Origin of the sequence: Sinorhizobium saheli, from assembly GCF_001651875.1 — a bacterium.
GTDB lineage: Bacteria > Pseudomonadota > Alphaproteobacteria > Rhizobiales > Rhizobiaceae > Sinorhizobium > Sinorhizobium saheli.
Genome location: NZ_LNQB01000082.1, coordinates 91,753 through 114,670, shown reverse-complemented (window position 1 = coordinate 114,670; position 22,918 = coordinate 91,753). Strand labels below are relative to the sequence as shown.

Sequence of the window (22,918 nt, the reverse complement as noted above, 5' to 3'; positions counted from 1 at the left end):
GATCATCCGCTGCAGGCAAGCGCGCCCGAGCGACGATGGCGGCCAAATTCCGGCTCCATGCGAATTCCGGCTTTTTCGTCCGTTTTTACAGTTTTTGGAGCGATTTTCGCAAAATTGCCCTGGTTTTAAATGGATTTAAGCCAAAAAAACGCGATTCTCTTCAAAATTAAGCTCGATTTTGCGGAAAACCATCATAAAACGGTCGCCATTGGCCATGGTTCTGATAGGTTCATCTATCATGAGTGGGGAGCGAGTTCATGGGCGTGAAATACAATCCGAAGCGGGATCGGCACATCGACGCGGCACGGGCGGCCGTCACTAAAATCGGGGCTGAGACCCTGCCCCCCGAAATCCTCTTCGGCGGTGCGAGCAATGACGACCTCGATTTCTACAGCGCGGATATGCTTGCGCAGATCGCGGCGCATGCACGCGACGAGCTTCAGGGCTGGGACGGTGGCAAGCCGCGGGTCACGATCGAGACCTTGCCGGGCGTCGCGCCGGGCGGCACGGAGGTCTCGATCATCGCCATCACCGAGCGCAACATGCCCTTCCTCTATGATTCGATCATGGGCGAGGTGACGAGCACCCACCGCGACATCCACCTGGCGATCCATCCCATCCTGGTGATGGGGCCCGGCGAGCCCGTCAAGCTTTTCGACCCCGACGAGGAGAGCGATCCGGCACAACGGGTGAGCCACATTCAGATTCACCTGAGCAAGCTGACGCCGCTCGAGGCGCGCCAGCTCGGCAAACGCATTGCCGACGTCCTCGAACAGGTCCACCAGACGGTGCACGACTGGCCGGCGATGACCGCCCTGCTCGACCAGGTCATGCGCGAGCTGGAGGATTACAACGCGTCGCGCAAGAAGAGCGACCGCGATGAGGCGCTGGCTTTCCTTCGCTGGCTAAGGGACAACAATTTCACCTTCCTCGGCATGCGCGAATACACCTATTCCGGCAAGGGCGAGAACGCGGCCGTCGAACGCGGCAAGGGCAGGGGGCTGGGCATTCTCTCCAATCCCGATGTGCGCGTGCTGCGGCAGGGCAAGGATGCCGTGCTGACGACGCCGGAAATCCTCGCCTTCCTCGAAGGACCGGATTTCCTGATCGTCACCAAGGCCAACGCGAAATCGGTCGTCCACCGGCGCGCCTATATGGATTACGTCGGCGTCAAGCGCTTCGATGCGGCCGGCAACGTCGTCGGGGAGCTGCGCATCGTCGGCCTCTTCACCTCGACCGCCTACACGCGGCAGGCGGCGGAGATCCCGCTGCTCCGGCACAAGATCGAGAAGATCATCGATCATTTCGGCTACGATCCGCAGAGCCATTCGGGCAAGACCCTGGCGAACACGCTGGAATCCTATCCGCGCGACGATCTCTTCCAGATCGACGTCGGGCTGCTTGCCGCCTTCTGCGAGCAGATCAATGAGCTCGGCGATCGGCCGCGCGTCCGGGTTCTGCCGCGCATCGACCATTTCGACCGCTTCGTCTCGGTCCTCGTCTTCGTGCCGCGCGAGCAATATGATTCCGATGTGCGCGAGAAGATCGGCAACTACTTGAAGACGGTCTATGACGGTCGCGTTTCCGCCTATTACCCCGCCTTTCCCGAAGGCGGGCTGGCGCGCGTTCATTTCATTATCGGCCGCACCGCCGGCAAGACGCCGCGCATCCCCCAGGCAAAGCTCGAGGAGGCGGTGCGCGACATCGTCACCCGCTGGACCGACCGCTTCAACCTGCTCGCCCGCAAGGACGGCGTCGAGATTTCGGTCGGCGACGCCTACCAGGCGGCCTTCACGCCCGCCGAGGCCTATGCGGACCTCGGAGACATCGCCGCCTGCAAGGCCGACGACCCGATCCGCATCAGCTTCTATCGGCGGCATCAGGGACGGCCGGACACGCTGGAGCTGAAGATCTTTCACGCCGCCACGCCCGTTTCCCTCTCCCGCCGCGTGCCGCTTCTCGAAAATCTCGGCTTCCGCGTCATCAGCGAGCAGACCTACGATATCGGCGTCCGCGTCAATGGCGAGGAACCGCGCGACGTCGTGCTCCACGACATGGAACTCATCCACCGCGACGGGCATGCGCCCAACCTCGCCAGGACCGGGGCCGCGCTCGAGGAAGCCTTCCTCGCCGCCTGGAGCGGCACCACCGAGGATGACAACTTCAACCGGCTGGTGCTGCTTGCCGGCCTGACCGCGCGCGAGGTGACGGTGCTTCGCGCCTATGCGCGCTATCTGCGCCAGGCGGGGATCACCTATTCGCAAGGCTATATCGCCGATACCCTGAACAAATATCCGGCGATCGCCGCCGACATCTTCCGCCTCTTCGCCACGCGCATGGACCCGAAGACGGAGGCAAAGGCGCGGACGAAGAAGGCCAACGCCCTGCTCGCGGGCATCGAGGAGGCGCTTTCGGCCGTGCCGAGCCTCGACGAGGACCGGATCCTGCGCCGCTACGTCAACGCCATCCAGTCGACGCTCCGGACGAATTATTTCCAGAAGGAGGCCGACGGCAGTCCGCGCGCGGTGCTCGCCTTCAAGCTCGATCCGAAGCAGCTCGACGGCCTGCCCGAACCGCGGCCGTTCCGCGAGATCTTCGTCTACGGCACCGAAGTCGAAGGCGTGCACCTGCGCTTCGGCAAGGTGGCGCGCGGCGGGCTTCGCTGGTCCGACCGGGCGCAGGACTACCGCACCGAGGTGCTGGGCCTCGTCAAGGCGCAGCAGGTGAAGAATGCCGTGATCGTCCCCGTGGGCGCCAAGGGCGGCTTCTATCCGAAGCAGCTGCCGGTCGGCGGCAGCCGCGACGAGATCTTCAGGGCCGGCACCGAGGCCTACAAGACCTATGTCCGCACGCTGCTGTCGGTGACCGACAACATCGTCGGCCAGGAGGTCGTGCCTCCCGCGGCCACCCTCCGCCTCGACGGCGACGACCCCTATTTCGTGGTCGCGGCCGACAAGGGCACGGCGACCTTCTCGGATACGGCGAACGCGCTCGCCCAGGAAGCCGACTTCTGGCTCGATGATGCCTTCGCCTCCGGCGGCTCGGCCGGTTACGACCACAAGAAGATGGGCATCACCGCCCGGGGCGCCTGGGAAGCCGTCAAGCGGCACTTCCGCGAAATGGACATCGACATCCAGACGACGCCCTTCACGGTCGCCGGCGTCGGCGACATGTCGGGCGACGTCTTCGGCAACGGCATGCTCCTGTCGGAGAAGATTCGGCTCATCGCCGCCTTCGACCATCGCGACATCTTCATCGATCCGAATCCGGATATCGATCTCTCCTTTGCCGAGCGCAAGCGCATGTTCGCGCTGCCGCGCTCGAGCTGGCAGGACTATGACCGCAGCACGCTCTCGCCGGGCGCGATGATCATCTCGCGGGCCGAGAAGCTGGTAACGCTGACGCCGGAGGCAATGGCCGCGATCGGCATCGAAAAACCGAAGGCGACCCCCTTCGAGATCATGAACGCCATCCTGAAGAGCGAGGTCGACCTCCTCTGGTTCGGCGGCATCGGCACCTATGTGCGCGGCAGCAACGAGACGGACGCGGAAGTCGGTGACCGTGCCAATGACGCGATCCGGGTGACGGCGGAGGAAGTGCGCGCCCGGGTGATCGGCGAGGGCGCCAATCTCGGCGTCACCCAGAAGGGCCGCATCGGCTACTCGCTCGCCGGCGGGCGCTGCAATTCCGACGCCATCGACAATTCGGCCGGCGTCAACTCCTCGGACGTCGAGGTCAACATCAAGATCGCGCTCGCCTCGGCGATGCGCGACGGCCGTCTGACCCGGCCGAAGCGCAACACGCTGCTCGCCTCGATGACGGACGAAGTCGCGCATCTCGTTCTGCGCAACAACTACCAGCAGTCGCTGGCGATCTCGCTGACCGAGATGCAAGGCCTCGCCAACCGCACGCCGCTGGCAAGGCTGATGGCGCGGCTGGAGGCCGAAGGCCATCTCAACCGGAAGGTCGAGACGCTGCCGACGGAGCTTGCGATGAGCGAACGCTACCAGGCCGGCAAGCCGTTGACGCGGCCGGAGATCGGCGTGCTGCTCTCCTATGCCAAGCTGGTGCTGTTCGACGAGCTGATCCAGGGCACGCTCCCGGACGATCCCTATTTCACCGCGACGCTGGAGCGCTATTTCCCGGCGAAGATGCGCAAGACCTATGCGGCGGATATTCACGGGCACCGGCTGCGCCGCGAGATCATCGCCACTGTGCTTGCCAACGAGACGATCAATCGCGGCGGCCCGGCTTTCGTCTCGACCCTCACCGATTCCACCGGCTTCCTTTCCGCCGACGTGGTCAAGGCGGCCGTGCTCGCCCTCGACGGTTTCGACCTGCCGCGCATCTATGCCGAGATCGATGCGCTCGACAACAGGATCGGCGGACAGATCCAGAACGCGCTCTACCACGAGGTCGGCCGCATCTTCACCTTCGTCACCGAACGGGCCCTGCGCACCCGCGCCTCTACCGGTCCCGTGGCTGAGGCGGTTCTCCGGCTGCGCGACGGGCTGCAGAAGCTGCGCGGCCCGATGCGCGCGGCGATTTCCGCCGAAGGCGCCGAGGAGGCGCGCCTCAGAGCGGCCGCCTTTGCCGACAGCGGCGTGCCGCGGAAGCTTGCCGAGGAGATCGCCGAGCTCTCGCTCATGACCCTCGTGCCGGAGATCATGCAGATCGCCGCCGAGACGGCCGAGCCGCTGAACCGCACGGCGCAGGCCTATTTCGCGGTGACCGAGAAGCTGATGATCAACCGGCTTTTGGCCGCGGCCGACCGTGTTCCGGCGACCGAGCAGTTCGAGGCCATGGCGCTGTCGCGCGCGGTCGCGGACATCGTCTCCGCCCGGCGCGACATCACCATCGCGGCGCTCGTCGAGCAGAAGGGCGAGCGCAATCCGGTTCTCGCCTGGCACGAAAGCGACCGCGACCGCCTGTCACGCATGGGCGAGCAGTTGAAGCTCCTGACCGAAAAGGGCGAGACGACGCTTGCCAAGGTCACCGTCGCCGCCGGCCTCCTCGGCGACCTTGCGCGCGGCAGGGTGAAATGACACAGTCCCTCCGGCCGCGCCCGTCGCGGACGGAGTGATTCCCGTTCCCGGCGCGATTTCAACAGCTTGCCCGCCCCTGGCGGGCAGGCATTTTCCGGGAGGGGACCTTGGAGATCACGGCCGGGCGAGCGGAGGAACAGCCGAGGACGTCCCGCCTCGGCATTGCCGCCTGGATGCTGTTCGACTGGGCGGCGCAGCCCTTCTTCACGGTCATCACCACCTTCATCTTCGCCCCCTATTTCGTTTCCCGGCTGACCGCCGACCCGGTGCAGGGCCAGGCCGCCTGGGGCTATACGCTGACCGTCTCCGGCATCGTCATCGCGCTGCTTTCGCCGGTCCTCGGCGCCGTTGCCGACGCCACCGGGCCCCGCAAGCCCTGGATCGCCTTCTTCGCCGTCATCAAGATCGTCTCGCTCGCCATGCTCTGGTTCGCCGTGCCGGGTTCGCCGCTGATCTATCCGGCGATCTTCCTGGCGCTCGCGACGATTGCCGCCGAATTCTCGATCGTCTTCAACGATTCGATGATGCCCCGGCTCGTCGGCGAGAAGGAGGTCGGGCGGATCTCCAACATCGCCTGGGGGCTCGGCTATCTCGGCGGCATGATCGTGCTCGTAGCCGTCGTCGCATTGCTTTCCGGCAACCCGCAGACCGGCAAGACGGCGCTCGGCCTTTCCCCCCTTTTCGGCCTCGATCCGGCAACGGGCGAGGACGCCCGTATCACCGGGCCGCTCTCCGCCCTGTGGTATCTCGTCTTCATCCTGCCGATGTTCCTCTTCACGCCCGATGCGGGCAGGGCGACGACGTCGCTCAACAAGGCGACCGCAAGGGGCCTTCGGGAACTCAAGGGCACGCTTGGGGAGCTGAGGGTGAGGGCGGGCATCCTGCGCTTCCTGATCGCCCGGATGATCTACCAGGACGGCGTCAACGGGCTGCTCGCGCTCGGCGGCACCTTCGCCGCCGGCATGTTCGGCTGGCAGACGCTGGAGCTCGGGCTCTACGGCATCATCCTCAACGTCGTTGCGATCTTCGGCTGCCTCTATGCAAGCTGGCTCGACGCTCATGTCGGCTCGAAGAAGATCGTCATCGCGAGCCTCGTCTGCCTGACGGCCGCAACCCTCGGCATCGTCTCGACCGGCCCCGGCTTCACGCTGTTCGGGCTCGTGTCGCTGCCGACGACGGACTCGAACGGACTGTTCGGCACCGCCGCCGAACGCGCCTACATCCTCTACGGCCTGCTGGTCGGCATCGCCTTCGGCCCGGTCCAGGCCTCGTCGCGATCCTATCTCGCGCGCAGCGTCTCGCTCGACGAAGCGGGGCGCTATTTCGGCCTCTACGCGCTTTCCGGCCGCGCCACCGCTTTCCTCGCCCCGGCCTCGGTCGCGACGATCACGCTGATGACCGGATCCGCCCGGATCGGCATGCTGGCGCTGGTCGTCTTCCTCGCGGCCGGGCTCGTCCTGCTGCTCCGCACGCCCTATCCGGCGCACCGGCCGGAGTGAGGGGCGCACGGGCGGGATTCGCGGTGGGCTCGGGAAGGCACGTGTGCTGGCCCTGTTGGCCGGGAGGAAAAGGCGCAAGCGTTCATCCCGCCCGCATCCCCGCTCGATCGTCATCCTCGGGCTTGACCGATCAAGCCCGAGGATGACTAAGGCATCTGCAGCAAGGTGGAATCACCTGACGTCGCACAAATGCGGTCCCGCTCCAAGGAGGGGAGGGCTCGGCGAAACACGCTTGAGCCCCCTGGCGTAACGGAACGCGTCGTCCCCCTCAGTGCCGGAAGTGCCGCATCCCGGTAAACACCATCGCGACATTGTGCTCGTTTGCGGCGGCGATCACCTCGTCGTCGCGCATCGAGCCGCCCGGCTGGATGACCGCGGTGGCGCCGGCGGCGATAGCCGAGAGGAGACCGTCGGCAAAGGGCAGGAAGGCCTCGGACGCCACCGCCGAGCCGCGCGTCAGCGGCTCGGCAAGGCCCAGGGCCTTGGCCGCTTCCTCCGCCTTGATGGCGGCGATGCGGGCGGAATCGACGCGGCTCATCTGGCCGGCGCCGATACCCGCCGTCTGGCCGTCCTTGGCATAGACGACCGCATTCGACTTGACGTGCTTCGCCACCTTGAAGGCGAACTTCATGTCCTCGAGTTCCTGCGCGCTCGGCGCCCGCTTCGTGACCACCTTCAGTTCCAGGTCCTCTACCATGCCGTTGTCGCGCGTCTGGACGAGCAGGCCGCCGGCGACCGTCTTGGCGGTGAGGCCGGGCGTGCGCGGGTCGGGCAGGCCGCCGGCCGCAAGCAGCCGCAGGTTCGGCTTGCGGGCGATGATCGCCTTCGCCTCGTCGCTGACGGAAGGCGCGATGATGACTTCGGTGAAGAGCTTGACGATCTCTTCGGCCGTTTCCCCATCGAGCTCCTGGTTGAGCGCGATGATGCCGCCGAAGGCGGAGGTGGAATCGCAGGCGAGCGCCCGGCGGTAGGCTTCCGCGAGAGACGGCGCGGTTGCGACGCCGCAAGGGTTGGCGTGCTTGATGATCGCGCAGGCGGGTGCCTTTGCCGGCAGGAACTCGGCCACAAGCTCATAGGCCGCGTCGGTATCGTTGATGTTGTTGTAGGAGAGCTGCTTGCCCTGGATGAGCGTCGCCGTCGCAACGCCCGGCCGCTTCTCGCCGGTCACGTAGAAGGCGGCCTTCTGGTGCGGGTTCTCGCCGTAGCGCATCTCTTCCTTGAGCACCCCGCCGATCACGCGGTGGCGCGGCATCGGCGTGTCCAGCGCCTCGGCGAACCAGTTGGAGATCGCCGCGTCATAGGCCGCCGTGCGGGCATAGGCCTTGGCCGCCATCTTCTGGCGGAAGGCGTAGCGGGTCGTGCCATTGGCGATTTCATCGATGAGCAGCGCATAGTCGGCCGGATCGGTGACGATCGTCACATAGGCATGGTTCTTCGCCGATGCGCGGATCATCGCCGGGCCGCCGATGTCGATGTTCTCGACCGTCGTCGGATAGTCGCCGCCCTTGGCGCGGACCTCTTCGAACGGATAGAGATTGATGACGGCGAGATCGATGGCGGTAATCCCGTGTTCGCTCATCGCCGCGACGTGCTCGCTATCGTCGCGGATCGCGAGAAGGCCGCCATGGACGCCGGGGTGCAGCGTCTTGACGCGGCCGTCCATCACCTCCGGAAAGCCCGTCAGCTCGGAAACGTCGCTGACCGGAAGGCCGGCGTCGGAAAGCGCCTTGTGCGTACCGCCGGTCGAGACCAGCCGCACACCCTTCTCGTGCAGGGCACGGGCAAGCTCGACGATGCCGGTCTTGTCGGAGACCGAGAGGAGGGCGGTTTCAATCCGGACCTCGTCCGGGGCGGGGATTTTCTTGGAGGCGACAGCCATCGACCTTGCTCCTTTGGCGGCGCCGGACGCTTGAGGGAGATGGTTCCGGCGATTGGGATGGCTGCCCGTTAGCATAGCTTGTTCCGGGAAGGAACCGTCGGGCGTTGCAGGGCGTCGAAAATAGGCTTGGGGGGCCGCTGATCAATCCGGGAGGCACCCAGCGACTGCCGTGCATCAGGTGACCGCCCCTGCCCCTCACCCTAGCCCTCTCTCCGCATGCGGGGAGAGGGACTTTGGGCGGCGCGGCATAGCCTTCTCCCCGTCAAAACGGGGAGAAGGTGCCGGCAGGCGGATGAGGGGCTTTTAAGGCGTTCAACTCAAGCAGTCTCTGAACGACACGCGTTCACCCCTCGCGCGTAAATGTCCATTGGATTTCCGGCTGCGTGGCAAGGGCAAAGGTCACGGTGATCTGCGATGAGGCCCGGACGCCGGAGGGGTCGGCGAAGAAGATGTCCTCCTCGATCGCCACGTCGCCATCGCGGCAGGCGAAGAGCCAGGCTTCGCCGTCGGGGGCGCTGAGATGGATCTCGCTGGCGCTGTGCTGGCGCATGCCGATCGCCGGATGAATGTGAAAACGCGCGACGGCAACCGCGGGATTTTCTGGACCGGCATCGCTGCCGTCCGCCCGCGCCAGGCGGTCGCGGCCGCGGATCAGCCGGCCGGCGTTGAGGATCGCGAGGTCACGCTCATGGATCAGCCCGAAGGCACCGAGATAGCCGTCATGGCTCGCCTTGACGAATTCGAAGCGGCCGGGATCGTCCTTTCTCTCGACCTCGACCCGCGTGACGCCCTCCGTCATGATCGCCCCGAGGAAGCGCGACTGCGAGAAGCGGCAGGAGGAGGTATCGTCGACGGTGACCGTGGAATGGGCGGCCGTCAGCCGCGCCATCTGGCGGAATCGTTCGCCGGCGAATTTCGGCGCGCCGGAATTGATGACGAAGCGGTTTCTGCCAGAGGACATCTCGAAGGAGAGGCAGCCCGCATGGGCGCTGCGCGACAGGTCGACGGAAAGCGGCCTGCCCGTATCCATGATGACGACGCTGTCGCCGAGCGACAGGCGCTCGTAAAGCGCATGCGGCAGCGAGCGGAACGGCTCGCCCGCCGTTTCGTCATAGCGCAGCACCGAGGCGAGCTCGTGCGCCGGCACCGACGTCGCGCCGTTGAAGAGCGCAAGCTCGCCGCCCTGGTGCCGGAAGAAGCGCAACGCCGGATACATCCGGTCGATGCAGGAGATCAGTCGCGAGGGGACGTCGTGACCGAGATTGACATAGGTCTGGCGCAGCGGCAGCAGATCGAGCAGCAACTCGAGACCGGCCCGCGGGCTGCGCGAGAAATGGCCGCCATCCGGCAGGATCTGGCGGTCGAGCTCCAGGTCGAGGCGACGCGCCGCGTTGCGGATCACCGAATCCGAGACCGGCATCGACACCGACGCCATGGCGAGCGCGATGCGGACCCGCAGCCGCGCCTCCCCGTCCGCGACGGTCTCGGCGATGTGCCGCAGATAGCGAACCTGGAAGGCCAGGTTCTTGAGGAAGCGGCGATAGAAGCCGTGCTCGGCGTTGCGCAGCACCACCGGCGAATGCGACAGCCAGGCGATGATGCGCTGGGCGATCACGTCCGCCTCCCAGGGAATGCCGCCTATGCTGCGGCCATGGACGCCCATCCAGTCGTCGATGATCTGGCGCAGCCGCACGTGACCGGCTTCGTCATGGATCGCCCGCATGTGGCGCAGCCAGCCGAAGGAATGGAGCCGGATGGCGAATTCGTGCGACGGCAAGTCGATCTCGAAGGGCGAATCGCCTTCGGTATCGAGCACCCGGCCGGCCAGCGGATAGCGGCCGGCGAGGATCTCCTCGGCGGCAAAGGGGTCGACGGCCCTGAGATCCGTTGGGGCGACGATCAGGCGATCGGGCGTCGAGCCGGTAAAGCGCAGCGCCGTCATCCGGCCGAGCGAAAGCCGGCGCGCAAAGCGGCGCCAGCCTTCGCGCAGGTACAGGTAGAGCAGCCTTCGTTTACGGGAAAACAGCATCGGCGCCCGTCGGTTTCCTCATCGCTGCAACGAGCCTTGAAGGCGCTTGAGCGGCACCGCCCGGGCTGCGCCGGAATCGTGCCTGAAAAATTGTTAAACTTCTATCAATCCTTACCACCATTGATAGGCCGGCGGCCCGGAAGCGTCAATTGTCCCGACAAAACAGCCTGTTGACAGGACTCGGGGGCGCGTCGCGCTCTCGTCAAACGCGCAAGGCGATGCGGATTGTTCACCGGCGGCGAAGGACGGCCGCATAAAAACCGTCGAGCCCGCCCGAAAACGGCGGGTCGAGCGGCAGCATGGCCGGCGTCGTGCGGAACTCGCCGAGGGGCGTGATCGCCCCTTCGAGGCCCGGCCAGTCGGCCGCGGCGATCGCGACGCGCTCGCATCCGCCGCCCGCGACGATACGGGCGACGACCTCCTCTCCCTCGCGCGGATCGAGCGAGCAATTGGAGAAGACGACAAGGCCGCCGGGTTTCACGACGGAGAGCGCATGGCTGAGCAGCCGCTGCTGCAGCCGCGCAAGCTTCTTGACATCGTCCGGACCCTTGGTCCAGAGCACGTCCGGGTGACGCCGCGTCGTTCCCGTCGAGGAGCAGGGCGCATCGAGCAGCGCCGCGTCGAAGAGTTCGTCCGGCCGGAAATCGGCCATGTCGATCTCTTTCGTGCGGGCTTCGAGGCCGAGGCGCTCGAGATTGGCTTTGAGCCGCCTCAGCCGGCTCGACGACTGATCGAGCGCCGTGACCTTTGCCCCGGAAAGCACGAGCTGGGCCGTCTTGCCGCCAGGTGCGGCGCAGAGATCGACCACGGTCTTGCCGGCGAGATCGCCGAAGAGACGCGCCGGAATCGAGGCTGCCGCGTCCTGCACCCACCACGCGCCTTCGGAAAAGCCCGGCAACGACGGAATCGCGCCGGAAAAGTCCCCGAGCCGGACGGAGCCGGTCGGCAGGACCTTGCCGCCGAGGCGCTCGGCCCAGTGGCCGGGATCGGACTTCACCGAAAGGTCGATCGCGGCGGGAACGAGCTGCGCTTCCGCCATGCGCCCGGCCTCGGCGCGGCCGTAATGGGCGACGAGCCTTTCAAAGAACCAAGCCGGTATCGCCGGAACGCCGCCGACCTTCTCGAGAATGGCCTCCTTCTCGCGCGAGAGCCGCCGCAGGACGGCATTGACGAGACTAGCGAAGCGCCGGTTGCGCGGGTCCGCCTGCGCCTGCTCGACCGCAAGGTCGACGGCGGAATGGTCCGGAACGTCGAGATAGAGGATCTGCGCCGCGGCGACGGTCAGCACGTGTTCGAGCGCGCGCGCCCCTTCCGGCAGCGGCGTCTGCAGGAGTGAATCGATCGCCGTGCGGATGCGCGGCAGGTGCCGGAGCGCGGAGTTGAGGATGGCGCGCACCAGCGCCCGGTCGGCGTCGCCGAGTTCGCGATAGGCGGGGTTGCCATGCTCCTGGTCGAGCATTCCGTCGAGCGGCGTCCTGCGGTCGACGACGGCGCCGAGGATCTTGGCGGCCGCCTGGCGGCTCTTCAGGCCGGGCTTCGCCGCGCCGGCCGCGGCGGGCCGCTGGCCTCCCCTGCGGGAAGGCTTGTGTGTGCGGGCTCGTTTCGGATGTGAATCGTTTCTGTCTTCGGGCATCAGGACCAGGGGCCTTTCGGCGGTTCGGAACCACCGCGACCCCAGCCGGTTCTCGGGACAGAGCGCGATTTGCGCACGGCATTATCAGGACGGACCGGCGCCGTCGAGCCCATGGCCATCTCGCCCGCCATTCTCTCCAGCGCCGCGATACGGTTGTCGGTGTTCGGATGGGTAGAAAAGAGATTGTCCATCCGCTCGCCGGAGAGCGGGTTGATGATGAACATATGCGCAGTCGCCGGATTGCGCTCGGCGTCATAGTTCGGAACGACATGGGCGGCGCCGGCGATCTTGCGCAGCGCCGAGGCGAGCCAGAGCGGGTTGCCGCAGATCTCGGCCCCGCGCCGGTCGGCCGAATATTCGCGTGTGCGGCTGATCGCCATCTGCACGAGCGCGGCCGCAAGCGGCGCGACGATCATCGCGACCAGCACGCCGACGAAGCCGAGCGGATTGTTGTTGTCGCGATTGCCGCCGAAGAAGAAGGCGAAATTGCCGAGCATCGAAATGGCACCGGCCAGCGTCGCCGTGATCGTCATGGTCAGCGTATCGCGATGCTGGATATGCGCGAGTTCGTGCGCCATGACGCCGGCGACCTCCTCGTAGGAGAGCGAATTCAGGAGACCGGTGGAAGCCGCGACCGCGGCATTCTCCGGATTGCGGCCGGTTGCGAAGGCATTCGGCTGCGGGCTGTCGATGACATAGACGCGCGGCATCGGCAGGCCGGCATTCTTCGCCAGGTCGCGGACGATGCCGTAATATTCCGGGGCGCTCCGCTCATCCACCTCCTGCGCCCGGTACATGGCGAGCACCATGCGATCGGCGTTCCAGTAGGAGAAGAAATTCATCGCCGCGGCGATGACAAGGGCGATCATCATGCCGCCCCGGCCGCCGATGACAAAACCGACGGCCATGAAGAGGACGGTCATGAAGGCGAGCAGCATTGCGGTGCGCACGAGGTTCATGAATGGGCTCCAGCCATGTTCGTATCGTCGTCCCTTAGGCGATCCGGTGGAAAACCAGGCGCGACTGCCTTCTGTTCCGCCCGTCTCGCCGGAAACGTTTCACGTGAATCAGGTTTTCCGTTCGCACGGAAGCACTTATATGATGGGGATAAACAGTCCCCGCTTCAATATTGTCACCATAAACCGGCAGCTTCCAGATGCAGAACGACAACGACAATTCCCCCGATCGCCCCAAGCGCCCGCTGCCTCCGGCCGCCCTTCGCGCGCTCAAGGAAGCGGAGGAGCGGCGGCGCGCCGAGCAGCCGCAAGACATGCCGACGGAACTCGGCGGGCGCGGCGGTCTCGACCCGGCGCGTTTCGGCGACTGGGAGATCAAGGGTCGGGCGATCGATTTCTGAGAGGCTGCCGGCGGCAGAGGCCTTGTTTCGGTAGCGAATCAATGCGCCTTCGCAGGAGGGCGGGGCTCGGGGGTGCTGCGAGCCCCTTCTCCCCGCGCGCGGATCGCGCCCGGGGAGAGAAGAGGAGAAGGTGCCGGCAGGCGATGAGGGGGACGGCGCTGCGGCGCCGTCGAGCCTCGTCTTACGCGCGGTTCTGGCGGTTGGCGATCAGGTCGTCGACGACCGCCGGATCGGCGAGCGTCGAGGTGTCGCCGAGCGAGCCGAAATCGTCTTCGGCGATCTTCCTCAGAATCCGGCGCATGATCTTGCCGGAGCGCGTCTTCGGCAGGCCGGGCGCGAACTGGATCTTGTCCGGCGTGGCGATCGGCCCGATCTCCGAGCGCACATGCTTGACCAGCTCCTGGCGAAGCTCGTCATTGCCGGTCTCACCCGCCATCAGCGACACATAGCAGTAGATGCCCTGTCCCTTGATCGGATGCGGATAACCGACGACCGCGGCTTCGGAAACGAGGTGGTGGGAGACCAGCGCCGATTCGACTTCCGCCGTGCCGAGGCGGTGGCCCGAGACGTTCAGCACGTCGTCGACGCGGCCGGTGATCCAGTAGTAGCCGTCCTCGTCGCGGCGGCAGCCGTCGCCGGTGAAGTACTTGCCCTTGTAGGTGGAGAAATAGGTCTGGATGAAGCGCTCGTGGTCGCCATAAACGGTGCGCATCTGCCCCGGCCAGCTGTCGATGATGCAGAGATTGCCGTCGGCCGCGCCTTCGATGACATTGCCTTCACTGTCGACGATCTGCGGCTGGACGCCGAAGAAGGGCCGGGTCGCCGAACCGGGCTTCAGGTCGGTCGCACCCGGCAGCGGCGTGATCAGGATGCCGCCCGTTTCCGTCTGCCACCAGGTGTCGACGATCGGCGAGCGCTCCTCTCCGACGACATGGTAGTACCATTCCCAGGCTTCCGGATTGATCGGCTCGCCGACCGTGCCGAGCAGCCGCAGGGACGAACGCGACGAACGCTTGACGAAGTCGTCGCCGGCGCCCATCAGCGAGCGAATCGCCGTCGGCGCCGTGTAGAAGATATTGACCTTGTGCTTGTCGATCACTTCCCAGAAGCGGCCGGCATCCGGGAAGTTCGGCACGCCCTCGAACATCAGCGTCGTCGCCGCGTTGGCGAGCGGCCCGTAGACGATATAGGAGTGGCCCGTGACCCAGCCGACATCGGCCGTGCACCAGTAGATGTCGCCGTCGTGGTAATCGAAGACATATTGGTGGGTCATCGCGGCGTAGACGAGATAACCGCCCGTCGTGTGCAAGACACCCTTCGGCTTGCCGGTCGAACCCGAGGTGTAGAGGATGAACAGCGGGTCTTCGGCATTCATCTTCTCCGGCGGGCAATGCCCGTCGACGGTGACGATCTCCTGGTGGAACCAGACGTCGCGACCCGGCGCCCAAGGCACCTTGCCGCCGGTGCGGCGCACGACCAGAACCTTGTTGACCATGACATGCTGCCGGGCGGCAATATCGATCGCCTTCTCGGTGTTTTCCTTGAGCGGCACCGGCTTGCCGCCGCGCAGGCCCTCGTCGCAAGTGATGACGAAGGTTGATTCGCAATCGACGATGCGGCCGGCCAGAGCCTCCGGCGAAAAGCCGCCGAAAACGACCGAGTGGATGGCGCCGACGCGTGCGCAGGCAAGCATCGCATAGGCGGCTTCCGGGATCATCGGCATGTAGATGGTGACGCGGTCGCCCTTCTTGACGCCATGCTTCTTCAAGACGTTGGCAAGCCGGCAGACCTTGTCGTAAAGCTCGTTATAGGTGATCTTCTTGTCGATATAGGGATTGTCACCTTCCCAGATGATCGCCGTCTTGTCGCCATGCGTCTTCAGATGACGGTCGATGCAATTGTAGGAGACGTTGGTCAGCCCGTCTTCGAACCACTTTATCGAGACATCGCCCTCGAACGAGGTGTTCTTGACCTTGGTAAAGGGCTCGAACCAGTCGATCCGCTTGCCGTGCTCGCCCCAGAACTTCTCCGGATCGGCAACACTCTCCCGGTACCATTTCAGATAGGTCTCGTTGTCGATGAGCGCGCGTTTCTTGGCCGCTTCCAGGACCGGGTAGGTCTTGATGTCCATGTTCTTCCTCCCTGAGCATTCTGGCCGAGACGGCACTTCAGCCGCCCCCTTTGGACGATTCATAACAGGTCAAAGCATCGCCGCAATTAGACAAAAGCACATTTGGAAGTGAAGAATTGCAATTTCGAGACAAGAACGGTATAGAACCCCCAATTCCCGGAAATCAGTGGTAGACTCCACGGCCCGCGACACCGGCGCGGACGGACAAAAGGACTATATCCATGGCTCAGCAACTGCTTATGCCCAAGGCAACGGCCGTCTGGCTCGTTGACAACACCGCGCTGTCGTTCGACCAGATCGCGCAGTTCTGCAAGCTGCACCCGCTCGAGGTCAAGGCGATCGCCGACGGTGAATCGGCGCAGGGCATCAAGGGCCTCGACCCCATTGCCACCGGTCAGCTTTCGCGCGACGAGATCGCCCGCGGCGAGGCAAATCCGAACCACAAGCTCAAGCTCTCGGAACCGAAGGTTCGCGTTCCGGATTCGAAGCGCAAGGGGCCGCGCTACACGCCCGTCTCCAAGCGTCAGGACCGTCCGAATGCCATTCTCTGGCTTGTGCGCAACCATCCGGAACTGAAGGACGCGCAGATCTCGCGGCTCGTCGGCACGACCAAGTCGACGATCGAGCAGATTCGCGAGCGCACCCACTGGAACTCGGCGAACCTCACGCCGATGGACCCAGTGACGCTCGGCCTGTGCTCGCAGATCGACCTCGACATGGAAGTCGAGCGCGCCGCCAAGAGCCGCCCGCTGCCCACGGCCGCCGAGTTGGGGGCGACGCTCGAATCCGCGCAGGAGACCGAGAAGCTCGACTACGGCTACGAGCGCGAAGAGGAAAAGGAAATCGACGCCGACGCCGTCTTCGCCAAGCTGAAGTCGCTGAAATCGGACCGCAAGGACGACGAGGACGACGACTACTGATCGGCGCGTCGGCACAGAGATGCGAAAGCCCGGATCGCGAGATCCGGGTTTTTTATTGCCTGTGGCCCAGGTTCCGGAGGGTTCGAACCGCCTTTCTCCTCGGGTCAAAACCCGAGGACGACCCTCTCCCCGCGAGCGGGTGACGGCGAGGAACTGAGCGGGCGCCGCTTGCCCCTTCGCCCCGCAGGCGGGGAGAAGGTGGCCGGCAGGCCGGTTGAGGGGCCGGTGATCCGTTCGAAATGGTTGCTTAAATCCCAATCCCCTTGGCGCGAAGCGCCTCGGCGATCTCGTCGAGGATGGCCGGATCGTCGATCGTCGCCGGCATCTTCCAGGGCTGGCGGTCGGCGATCTTCTGGATCGTCGAACGCAGGATCTTGCCCGACCGCGTCTTCGGCAGCCGCCGGACGCAGATTGCCGTTCTGAAGGCGGCGACCGGGCCGATGCGCTCCCGCACGAGACCGATGACCTCCCTCTCGATCTCCGATGTTTCACGGGAAACGTTGGAGTTGATGACCAGGAAGCCGGCCGGCGTCTGGCCTTTCAGCGGGTCGGCGATGCCGATCACCGCGCATTCGGCGACGTCCGGATGGCTGGCGCAGACCTCTTCCATCGCGCCCGTCGACAGCCGGTGCCCGGCGACGTTGATGATGTCGTCGGTGCGGGCCATGATGAAGATGTAGCCGTCCTCGTCGACATAGCCGGCGTCTGCCGTCTTGTAGTAGCCGGAGTATTCCTCGAGATAGGCCGCCTGGAAGCGCTGGTCCGCGTTCCAGAGCGTCGGCAGGCACCCGGGCGGAAGCGGCAGCCTGATCACCACATTGCCGAGCGTCCCCGCCGCGACCGGATTACCGCCATCGTCGACTACCTCCACCTGGTAGCCGGGCAGCGGAACCGCCGGAGACCCGTATTTCACCGGGAGGAGCCCGAGGCCCATGGGATTGCCGGCGACGGGCCAGCCGGTTTCCGTCTGCCACCAGTGATCGATGACCGGCACGCCGAGCGCCTGTTCCGCCCAGCGGATCGTGTCCGGGTCGGCGCGCTCGCCGGCAAGATAGAGGGCGCGGAACCGTGACAGATCGTAAGGCGCGACATAGGCGGCCCCGGGATTCTCCTTGCGGATCGCCCTCAGCGCCGTCGGTGCCGTGAACATCACGGCGACGCCGTGTTCGGCGATGATCCGCCAGTAGGTTCCGGGATCGGGCGTCCCGACCGGCTTGCCTTCGAACAGGATCGAGGTGTTGCCGTTGATGAGCGGTCCGTAGACGATATAGGAGTGGCCGACCACCCAGCCGATGTCGGAGGCCGCCCAGAAGACCTCGCCCGGCCGGACCCCGAAGAAATGCTCCATCGACCATTTGAGCGCGACCATGTGGCCGCCATTGTCGCGGACGACGCCCTTCGGCTGGCCCGTGGTCCCCGAGGTATAGAGCACATAGAGCGGGTCGGTGGAGAGAACCGGCGTGCATGGCACCTCCTCGCCCTCCGCCTTCGCGGCGGCCAGCACCTCGGCGAAATCGATGTCGCGGCCGGGGACCATCTCGGCGGCGAGCATGTCGCGCTGGAAGATCAGGCAATGGGCCGGCTTGTGGCTGGCGATCGCGATCGCCTGGTCGAGCAGCGGCTTGTAGGCGACGGTCCGGCCGGGTTCCAGCCCGCAGCTCGCCGAGACGACGAGTTTCGCCTGGCAATCGTCGATGCGCACCGCGAGCTCGCTGGCCGCGAAGCCGCCGAAGACGACCGAATGCACGGCGCCGATTCGCGCCGCAGCGAGCATCGCGATCACCGCCTGCGGGACCATCGGCATGTAGATAATGACGCGGTCGCCCTTGCCGACGCCGAGCTTGCGGTAGACCGCGGCCGTTGCCTTGACGTCGGCAAGCAGCGCGGCATAGGAAATCTTCTCGATGCGGCCGGTGACGGGGCTGTCGTAGATGAACGCCGCCTGCTCGCCGCGGCCGGCTTCGACATGCCGGTCGAGGCAATTATGGCAGGTATTGGTGACGCCATCGGGGAACCAGTGCCCATAGGTGCCGCGCTCCGGCTCGAAAATGCGCCGGGGGCTTTCGAACCAGTCTATCGCCGCTGCGGCCTCGGCCCAGAATCCGTGCGGATCCGATTTCCATGCGGCATACACTTCGGAATAGCGGCTCGCCATATCCGTTCTCCTCCCTGGATCACGAGGATTTTCGCCGGGATCGACCCGGAATCATCATGATCGCTTCCAAGAAGCGAGCGGGGTGCGGGCGGGTAAAGCCGCGCGCACTTCCTCATCCCGCGCTGACCATCCGGGTCAAACCCGGCTCCTCGGCAAAGGAGGATAGGCCGGTGGCGGCAAAGTGGAACCCCGACGAAAGAGTAATGACGCAAGCCGGGCGAACGCTCAGCGCGACCCGAAGATTGCCGACCCCACCCGGACGCTGGTGGCGCCGAAGGCGATCGCCGTTTCGAAGTCGCCCGACATGCCCATGGACAGCCTTTCGAGACCGCATTGGCGGGCGATTTTCGCAAGCAGCGCAAAATGCGGACCCGGATTTTCGTCGAAGGGCGGTATGCACATCAGCCCTTCGATCTCCAGGCTGAGCTCGTCGCGGCAGAATGTCACGAAAGCGACCGCCTCTTCCGGCGCGATGCCCGCCTTCTGCGCCTCCAGCCCGGTATTGACCTGCACATAGAGGCGGAGCCTGCGACCCTGGCGCGTCATCTCGGCAGCAACGGCGCGGGCGATCTTTTCCCGGTCGATCGTCTCGATGACATCGAAGAGCGCCACCGCGTCGGCGGCCTTGTTCGATTGCAGCGGGCCGATCAGATGCAGTTCGATGTCGGGCGTCTCGCGCTTAAGTTCGGGCCACTTGCCCTGCGCCTCCTGCACGCGATTTTCGCCGAAGAGCCGCTGGCCCGCCGCTATCACCGGCCGGATCGCCTCGGCATCGAAGGTCTTGGAAACGGCGACCAGGCTGACCGCGCGCTCAGGACGGTTCGCCGATTTCTCGCCCAGGCGAATCCGGCTCAAGACATCATTCAGCCGTTCCTCAACTTCCATCTTCGTCTCCCGTCTCGCGACAAACTCACCACGCGGATTATTCAAACTTGCGATGCTTGCCAAGCCTGTGCGGCGCGAAGGGCCGCGAATGCGCCAAAGTTTGCCGCCAAGTCCTTCAAAACTTGACGCTTGGGGCGTTTCGTGATGAAGGTCACGCCAGCTATCATGAGGGTGCGCTGCGCCCCCGCAGATTTTCCGGAACATCGATAAAGACATGGCGACCGAACGATATAATCCGCGTGATGCCGAACCGCGCTGGCAACAGGAATGGGAAACGCGCAAGGTCTTCGAGACCAAGAACGACGACCCGCGCGAAAAATATTACGTGCTGGAGATGTTCCCTTATCCGTCGGGCCGGATCCACATGGGCCATGTCCGCAACTACACGATGGGCGACGTCGTCGCCCGCTACAAGCGTGCGCGCGGCTTCAACGTGCTGCATCCGATGGGCTGGGACGCTTTCGGCATGCCGGCGGAAAATGCCGCCATGGAACGCGGCGTGCACCCGGCCGGCTGGACCTACCAGAACATCGCCTCGATGAAGGCGCAGCTCAAGGTCATGGGCCTGTCGCTCGACTGGAGCCGCGAATTCGCGACCTGCGACCCGGCCTATTACCAGCGCCAGCAGCACCTCTTCCTGGATTTCCTGGAAAAGGGCCTCGTCTACCGCAAGCAGTCGAAGGTCAACTGGGACCCGGTCGACAACACGGTGCTCGCAAACGAGCAGGTGATCGACGGCCGCGGCTGGCGTTCCGGCGCGCTGGTGGAACAGCGCGAACTGACGCAATGGTTCTTCCGCATCACCGATTTCAGCCAGGAGCTGCTCGACGCGCTCGACACGCTGGATCAGTGGCCGGAAAAGGTGCGGCTGATGCAGAAGAACTGGATCGGCCGCTCCGAGGGCCTGTCGCTCCGGTGGGAGCTCGACCCGGCGACCGTGCCCGGCGAAACGGCCGAGCTGACCGTCTATACGACGCGCCCGGACACGCTCTTCGGCGCTTCCTTCCTGGCGATTTCGGCCGATCATCCGCTGGCCAGGGAAGCCGCCGCCAAGAATGCCGCGATCGAGGCTTTCTGCGAAGAATGCCGCCGCGCCGGCACCTCGCTCGCCGCGCTCGAAACGGCCGAGAAGAAGGGCATCGACACCGGCATCCGCGCCAGGCATCCCTTTGATCCCAGCTGGGAGCTGCCGGTCTATGTCGCCAATTTCGTGCTGATGGAATACGGCACGGGCGCCATCTTCGGCTGCCCCTCCGGCGACCAGCGCGACCTCGATTTCGCCCGCAAATACGGCCTGCCGGTCATTCCGGTGGTGATGCCGAAGGACGCCGATGCGGCGACCTTCACGATTGGCGACGAGGCCTATGACGGCGACGGGGTGATGATCAAATCGCGCTTTCTCGACGGGCTTTCGACCGAGGCCGCCTTCGAGGCGGTTGCTTCGCGGCTCGAGGGGGACATGCTCGCCGGCGCGCCGCGCGGCGAACGCAAGGTTAATTTCCGCCTGCGCGACTGGGGCATCTCCCGCCAGCGCTACTGGGGCTGCCCGATCCCGGTCATCCATTGCGACGACTGCGGCGTCCTGCCGGTGCCGAAGGCCGACCTGCCGGTGCTGCTGCCGCCGGACGTGACCTTCGACAAGCCGGGCAATCCGCTCGACCGGCACCCGACCTGGCGGCACGTCGCCTGCCCGCAATGCGGCAAGGACGCGCGCCGGGAAACCGACACGATGGACACCTTCGTCGATTCCTCCTGGTATTTCGCGCGCTTCACCGCGCCCTGGGAGGACAATCCGACCGACCCTAAGGCTGCCAACCACTGGCTGCCCGTCGACCAGTATATCGGCGGCATCGAGCACGCGATCCTGCACCTGCTCTATTCGCGCTTCTTCACCCGGGCGATGAAGGCCGCCGGCCATGTGGCGCTGGACGAGCCCTTCAAGGGCCTCTTCACGCAGGGCATGGTCGTGCACGAGACCTATAGCCGCGGCGAAGGTGCACAGCGGGAATGGATCACCCCGGCCGAGATCCGCATCGAGGAAGTCGAAGGCCAGCGCCGCGCCGTCCACATCGAGACGGGCGAGGAGATCGCCATCGGCTCGATCGAGAAGATGTCGAAGTCGAAGAAGAACGTCGTCGACCCGGATGACATCATCGGCTCCTACGGCGCCGACACGGCGCGCTTCTTCGTTCTGTCCGATTCGCCCCCGGATCGCGACGTCATCTGGTCGGAGGCCGGCGTCGAGGGCGCCCACCGTTTCGTCCAGCGTGTCTGGCGCCTGGTCGCCGAGGCGGCGGAGAACCTGCGGGGCATCGAAGCAAAGCCGGCTAAGGAAGGCGAGGGGCTTGCCGTCTCGCAGGCCGCGCACCGCACGCTGAAAGCGGTCGAGGCCGATTACGACAAGCTCGCCTTCAACAAGGCGGTCGCGCGGATCTATGAGCTGGTGAACACGCTGGCGGCGCCGCTGACGCAGGTGGCCGGCGGCAGGGCCGATCCGGCCGTGGCCGCCGCGGTCAAGGACGCAACCGTGATACTGATCGACCTGATCGCGCCGATGATGCCGCATCTGGCGGAGGAATGCTGGCGGGCGATCGGCGGCGAAGGCCTCATCGCCGAAAGGCCGTGGCCGAAATTCGACGCCGCCCTCGTCGTCGAGAACGAGATCACGCTGCCGGTGCAGATCAACGGCAAGAAGCGCGCCGATTTGACAATCGCGCGCGACGCAGATCAGAGTGCGATCGAAAGCGCCGTGCTGGCACTCGACGCCGTGAAGACGGCGCTCAACGGCGGCCGCCCGAAAAAAATCATCGTCGTGCCCCAGAGGATCGTCAATGTCGTCGTCTGATAGAGCTGGCCCCCGTTTCCGGTCCCTGCCCGTCGTCGCCGGTGCGGTGCTGCTGACGGCGCTTTCCGGCTGCCAGGTCCGCCCGCTTTACTCCGACGGGCCCACGGGCTCGACGGCGGCGGCACTCGCCTCGATCGAGATCTCCGAACCCGACGACCGCGTCGAGCAGGAGGTGCGCAACGCTCTCGTCTTCATCACCTCGCGCGGCGCGGGCGAGCCGGTCAACCCGCTCTACCACCTGGCGCTCAACGTCTCGCACAGGACGATGGGCGTGCTCTTTGACCAGACCGACGACGATGACGACGATCAGCCTGGCGCCGGCCGCACCGTCGTCAAGGCCGACTACAATCTGACGAAGACCGCAACCGGTGAGACCGTTGCGTCGGGCACCCGCACGGCCGTCGCGCTCGCCGACTTCCCGGACCAGGAGTTCGCCAAGGTGCGCGCCGTCCGCGACGCGCAAAATCGCGCCGCGAAGGAGTTGGCGGAGATCATCGGCGCCGACATCGCCGCCGCACTCGGCCGCTGACCCGGTTGGTG

At 65.5% G+C, this 22,918-nt stretch carries 13 protein-coding genes; 6 read left to right on the top strand and 7 right to left on the bottom strand.

All coding sequences use genetic code 11. The features are described 5' to 3' along the window. The first annotated feature begins 257 nt into the window (after nt 1-257). Together ATB98_RS19770 and ATB98_RS19765 are read left to right on the top strand one after the other, a co-directional pair. Entirely contained in the window at nt 258-5,045 is a 4,788-nt protein-coding gene (locus ATB98_RS19770) for an NAD-glutamate dehydrogenase (protein ID WP_066876578.1), read from the top strand. A gap of 107 nt (nt 5,046-5,152) precedes the next feature. Further along, on the top strand, nt 5,153-6,544 hold the full coding sequence (locus tag ATB98_RS19765; protein ID WP_066876576.1) for an MFS transporter: 1,392 nt from the start codon (nt 5,153-5,155) through the stop codon (nt 6,542-6,544). Nucleotides 6,545-6,812: 268 nt separating this feature from the next. Here ATB98_RS19765 and purH read toward each other — a convergent pair whose 3' ends face one another. The 4 genes from purH to htpX form a co-directional block, all read right to left on the bottom strand. Next, the gene (gene purH / locus ATB98_RS19760) at nt 6,813-8,423 is read right to left on the bottom strand and encodes a bifunctional phosphoribosylaminoimidazolecarboxamide formyltransferase/IMP cyclohydrolase (protein WP_066876574.1); all 1,611 of its coding nucleotides are present in this window, start codon (nt 8,421-8,423) and stop codon (nt 6,813-6,815) included. A 343-nt stretch (nt 8,424-8,766) separates the two neighbouring features. Beyond that, nucleotides 8,767-10,452 carry a heparinase II/III family protein gene (locus tag ATB98_RS19755; RefSeq protein WP_066876572.1) on the bottom strand — a complete coding sequence of 562 codons (1,686 nt, stop codon included), beginning with the start codon at nt 10,450-10,452 and terminating at the stop codon, nt 8,767-8,769. A 229-nt stretch (nt 10,453-10,681) separates the two neighbouring features. After that, nucleotides 10,682-12,085, bottom strand: a complete 1,404-nt coding sequence (locus tag ATB98_RS19750; protein ID WP_066876570.1) for an RsmB/NOP family class I SAM-dependent RNA methyltransferase — start codon at nt 12,083-12,085, stop codon at nt 10,682-10,684. Continuing rightward, nucleotides 12,085-13,044: a zinc metalloprotease HtpX gene (gene htpX / locus ATB98_RS19745; RefSeq protein ID WP_066876568.1), complete on the bottom strand. Its 960-nt coding sequence runs from the start codon at nt 13,042-13,044 to the stop codon at nt 12,085-12,087. The genes ATB98_RS19750 and htpX overlap by 1 nt, the downstream gene beginning before the upstream one ends. Nucleotides 13,045-13,241: 197 nt before the next feature. On the opposite strand from htpX, the gene ATB98_RS19740 reads away from it, so the two are divergent. Continuing rightward, entirely contained in the window at nt 13,242-13,442 is a 201-nt protein-coding gene (locus tag ATB98_RS19740; protein ID WP_066876566.1) for a DUF1674 domain-containing protein, read from the top strand. Between the two features lie 181 nt (nt 13,443-13,623). Here ATB98_RS19740 and acs read toward each other — a convergent pair whose 3' ends face one another. Beyond that, nucleotides 13,624-15,573, bottom strand: a complete 1,950-nt coding sequence (gene acs, locus ATB98_RS19735) for an acetate--CoA ligase (RefSeq protein WP_066876564.1) — start codon at nt 15,571-15,573, stop codon at nt 13,624-13,626. Nucleotides 15,574-15,794: 221 nt separating this feature from the next. Here acs and ATB98_RS19730 point away from each other — a divergent pair, with 221 nt between their 5' ends. Then, a complete protein-coding gene (locus ATB98_RS19730) occupies nt 15,795-16,493 on the top strand; it encodes a DUF1013 domain-containing protein (protein WP_066876562.1) in 699 nt (232 codons plus the stop codon). 247 nt (nt 16,494-16,740) lie between these two features. Here the strand turns inward: ATB98_RS19730 and ATB98_RS19725 are convergent, their stop codons facing one another. Then, nucleotides 16,741-18,648 carry a propionyl-CoA synthetase gene (locus tag ATB98_RS19725; RefSeq protein WP_066876560.1) on the bottom strand — a complete coding sequence of 636 codons (1,908 nt, stop codon included), beginning with the start codon at nt 18,646-18,648 and terminating at the stop codon, nt 16,741-16,743. 225 nt (nt 18,649-18,873) lie between these two features. Beyond that, a complete protein-coding gene (locus tag ATB98_RS19720) occupies nt 18,874-19,533 on the bottom strand; it encodes a YggS family pyridoxal phosphate-dependent enzyme (protein WP_066876558.1) in 660 nt (219 codons plus the stop codon). A 214-nt stretch (nt 19,534-19,747) separates the two neighbouring features. Between ATB98_RS19720 and leuS the strand changes: the two genes are divergently transcribed. Beyond that, nucleotides 19,748-22,378, top strand: coding sequence for a leucine--tRNA ligase (leuS, locus tag ATB98_RS19715; RefSeq protein WP_066876556.1), 2,631 nt, complete (start codon nt 19,748-19,750; stop codon nt 22,376-22,378). Continuing rightward, nucleotides 22,365-22,907, top strand: a complete 543-nt coding sequence (locus ATB98_RS19710; protein WP_066876554.1) for a hypothetical protein — start codon at nt 22,365-22,367, stop codon at nt 22,905-22,907. Before leuS ends, ATB98_RS19710 begins: the two co-directional genes overlap by 14 nt. Nucleotides 22,908-22,918 lie beyond the last annotated feature (11 nt).

Coding starts and splice junctions, on each gene's coding strand:
- ATB98_RS19720 (WP_066876558.1), bottom strand. CDS start 19,533: ATGGAAGTTGAGGAACGGCTGAATGATGTCTTGAGCCGGATTCGCCTG.
- purH (WP_066876574.1), bottom strand. CDS start 8,423: ATGGCTGTCGCCTCCAAGAAAATCCCCGCCCCGGACGAGGTCCGGATT.
- ATB98_RS19755 (WP_066876572.1), bottom strand. CDS start 10,452: ATGCTGTTTTCCCGTAAACGAAGGCTGCTCTACCTGTACCTGCGCGAA.
- ATB98_RS19770 (WP_066876578.1), top strand. CDS start 258: ATGGGCGTGAAATACAATCCGAAGCGGGATCGGCACATCGACGCGGCA.
- leuS (WP_066876556.1), top strand. CDS start 19,748: ATGGCGACCGAACGATATAATCCGCGTGATGCCGAACCGCGCTGGCAA.
- ATB98_RS19740 (WP_066876566.1), top strand. CDS start 13,242: ATGCAGAACGACAACGACAATTCCCCCGATCGCCCCAAGCGCCCGCTG.
- ATB98_RS19710 (WP_066876554.1), top strand. CDS start 22,365: ATGTCGTCGTCTGATAGAGCTGGCCCCCGTTTCCGGTCCCTGCCCGTC.
- acs (WP_066876564.1), bottom strand. CDS start 15,573: ATGGACATCAAGACCTACCCGGTCCTGGAAGCGGCCAAGAAACGCGCG.
- htpX (WP_066876568.1), bottom strand. CDS start 13,044: ATGAACCTCGTGCGCACCGCAATGCTGCTCGCCTTCATGACCGTCCTC.
- ATB98_RS19750 (WP_066876570.1), bottom strand. CDS start 12,085: ATGCCCGAAGACAGAAACGATTCACATCCGAAACGAGCCCGCACACAC.
- ATB98_RS19725 (WP_066876560.1), bottom strand. CDS start 18,648: ATGGCGAGCCGCTATTCCGAAGTGTATGCCGCATGGAAATCGGATCCG.
- ATB98_RS19730 (WP_066876562.1), top strand. CDS start 15,795: ATGGCTCAGCAACTGCTTATGCCCAAGGCAACGGCCGTCTGGCTCGTT.